Below are 2,582 nucleotides of genomic sequence, written 5' to 3' on the forward strand. Positions count from 1 at the left end.
ACTCATCGGGTCCAGGGCACGCAGTGTCCTGGCGGATAAGGGGGGCCGGGGGAAAAGGCGGAGCCTTGTCCCCCGGGACAGCGCAACGCCAGACCGTGAGGCGCGACCCGGTGGGCGGCGCCTACCGGCTCAGAGGCCGAGCAGGCCCGGCAGGCCGCCGATATCGGGGATCTCGTGGTAGCCGTAGAAGGTGTTGCCGCGCGGCTCGTGCCCGCGGTTGACCCAGGCCTTCATGGTGATGCCGAGGTCATGAGCCGTCATCAGGTCGTAGCGGAAGCTCGACGAGACATGCAGCACCTCCTCCGGCCGGGTGCCGAGCCGGTCGAGCATGTATTCGAAGCCCTTCATGCGCGGCTTGTAGGACTGCGCCTGCTCGGCGGTGAAGACGGCGTGGAAGGGTGCTTCCAGCTTCGCCACGTTGCTGTGGATCTGCTCGTCCGAGGCGTTGGAGAGGATGACGAGCGGGAATTCCTTCGCCACGCGCTTCAGCGGCTCCGGCACGTCCGGATGTGGCCCCCATCCCGGCACGGCGCGGTAGAAGACGTCGCCGTCGCCCTCCTGGCTGGCAATGCCGTGCTTGCGGCAGGTGCGGCGGATGGCGTTGTCCAGCACCTCCGCATAGGGCTTCCAGGCGCCCAGCACCTCGTCGAGGCGATAGGCGCTGAAACTGCCCAGGAAGGCGTCCATCTCCGCCGCCGGCACGCGGCCGGCGAAATGCGCGCGCGCCACCTCCCCCATCCGGAAGTTTGTCAGCGTGCCGTAGCAGTCGAAGGTGATGAAGCTGGGGCGCAGGCGGGGCATGGGGCGCTGCCTTTCCATCCGAATCCGGCGCTGGCCGGGACGGGGGCGATCCTATCCGCGAAGTCCGGGCCGCGTGCATTCCCCTTTGGCGGGGCGGCGCGAAAACGGATGCCCTTGCCGCCGTCCCGCCTCTATGGCTGTTCCTCCGGTGCCGGCGCCTTCCTGGGGGGGGCCTCTCCGGTGAGCATGGCGAGATCCGAGGAGTGACGCATGGCCAACCGGCAGGAAAGCCCCCCGCCCGGCGGCGCGGTCGCGCGCCCCATCCTGCGCTCCCTGGCCCTGTCGGACCTGCCGGCGGCCCGGGCCCTTTCCGCCGCCCAGGGCTGGCCGCACCGGGAAGAGGACTGGCGCTTCGTCCTCGGACTCGGCGAAGGGGTGGCGGCGGAGCATGACGGACAACTCGCCGGCACGGCGCTCGGCTGGCGCTATGGGCCGGGCTTCGCCACGCTCGGGCTGGTGATCGTTTCCGAGGCGGCGCGGGGACGCGGCATCGGCCGCGCGCTGACCGCAGCCGTGCTGGACCGGCTGGGACGCCGCACCGTGCTGCTGAACGCCACGCACGACGGATTGCCGCTCTACCGCTCCCTGGGCTTCGCACCGGGATGGGAGATCCGCCAGCTCCAGGGCGCATCCTTCTCCCCGCCATCGGTGGCGCCACCGCCCGGGCACCGGCTGCGCCCCCTGGACTCCCGCGACGGCACCGTGCTGGCGGCGCTGGACGAGCGCGCCACCGGCATGCCGCGCCAGGCGCTGATCGCGGCGCTGCTGTCCGTGGCGGAGGGCGTGGTGCTGGAGCGGGAGGGCGAGGCGGTGGGCTTCGCGCTGCTGCGCCGATTCGGCCATGGGCAGGTGATCGGCCCGGTGGTGGCGCCGGACGAAGGCGGCGCGCGGGCGCTGGTCGCGCACTGGCTGTCCTCGCGTCCCGGGCAGTTCATCCGGCTGGACGTGCCGGCGGAAACCGGCCTGCCCGGCTGGCTGCGGAGCCTCGGGCTGGAGGATGCCGGGCCCGCCACCGGCATGGCGCACGGCACGCCGCCACGCCCGGACGGCACGCTGCGCCGCTTCGCCCTGGTCAGCCAGGCACTGGGCTGAGGACCGCGGGAGCGCCGGAGCCGGTGTGGGGCGAGGCCGACGGGAAGCGCGGCCGGATCAGCCCGCCCGGCCGCCCTCGCGCACCGTCTGCACGAAGGCGGCGATCAGCGCCGGGTCCTTGACCCCGCGCGCGCGCTCCACGCCCGAGGAAAGGTCCACCCCCGGGGCGCCGGCCTGCCGCACCGCCGCCGCGACATTGGCCTGGGTGAGCCCCCCGGCCAGCAGCCAGGGGCGCGGGATGTTCCGTCCGGCCAGGAGGCGCCAGTCGAAGGTGACGGCATTGCCGCCGGGGAGGGTGGCCCCGGCGGGCGGCTTGGCGTCGAGCAGGAAGCGGTCCACCACAGGGGCGTAGCCGGCCAGGGCGGCGAGGTCCTCCGGCACGGCGATCCCCAGCGCCTTCATCACCGGCAGGCCGAAGCGGGCACGCAGCGCGGCGCAGCGTTCCGGGGTTTCCGCCCCATGCAGTTGCAGCATGTCCAGCGGCACGGCGGCGAGCACGGCCGCCACCGCCTCCTCGGAGGGATCGACGAAGAGCCCCACCCGCAGCGGCCCGCCTTCCGCGGCGGCAGGCGCCAGGGCGGAGAGCTCGGCGGCCCGTTCCGGCGAGATCGCGCGGGGCGAGGGGGGAAAGAAGACGAAGCCCAGCATCTCGGCTGTCTCTTGATCACATCTACGCACAGCTCCACCGT

The 2,582-nt window shown here is 73.3% G+C and carries 3 protein-coding genes; 1 reads left to right on the forward strand and 2 read right to left on the reverse strand.

Annotation, left to right across the window (positions count from 1 at the left end):
• Positions 1 to 129: 129 nt before the first annotated feature.
• A complete protein-coding gene (locus tag ROTAS13_RS22810; protein ID WP_019462920.1) occupies positions 130 to 801 on the reverse strand; it encodes a haloacid dehalogenase type II in 672 nt (223 codons plus the stop codon).
• A 210-nt stretch (positions 802 to 1,011) separates the two neighbouring features.
• Here ROTAS13_RS22810 and ROTAS13_RS22815 point away from each other — a divergent pair, with 210 nt between their 5' ends.
• A complete protein-coding gene (locus ROTAS13_RS22815; protein WP_083755686.1) occupies positions 1,012 to 1,893 on the forward strand; it encodes a GNAT family N-acetyltransferase in 882 nt (293 codons plus the stop codon).
• A 57-nt stretch (positions 1,894 to 1,950) separates the two neighbouring features.
• Here the strand turns inward: ROTAS13_RS22815 and ROTAS13_RS22820 are convergent, their stop codons facing one another.
• Positions 1,951 to 2,571, reverse strand: coding sequence for a phosphoribosylanthranilate isomerase (locus tag ROTAS13_RS22820; protein ID WP_075823529.1), 621 nt, complete (start codon positions 2,569 to 2,571; stop codon positions 1,951 to 1,953).
• Positions 2,572 to 2,582: the final 11 nt, after the last annotated feature.

Source organism: Roseomonas sp. TAS13, assembly GCF_001950415.1.
GTDB classification, from domain to species: Bacteria; Pseudomonadota; Alphaproteobacteria; order Acetobacterales; family Acetobacteraceae; genus Roseomonas; species Roseomonas mucosa.

Bases quoted from the DNA above. Each gene is read 5' to 3' on its own strand.
- ROTAS13_RS22810 (WP_019462920.1), bottom strand. From the start codon at position 801: ATGCCCCGCCTGCGCCCCAGCTTCATCACCTTCGACTGCTACGGCACG.
- ROTAS13_RS22815 (WP_083755686.1), top strand. From the start codon at position 1,012: ATGGCCAACCGGCAGGAAAGCCCCCCGCCCGGCGGCGCGGTCGCGCGC.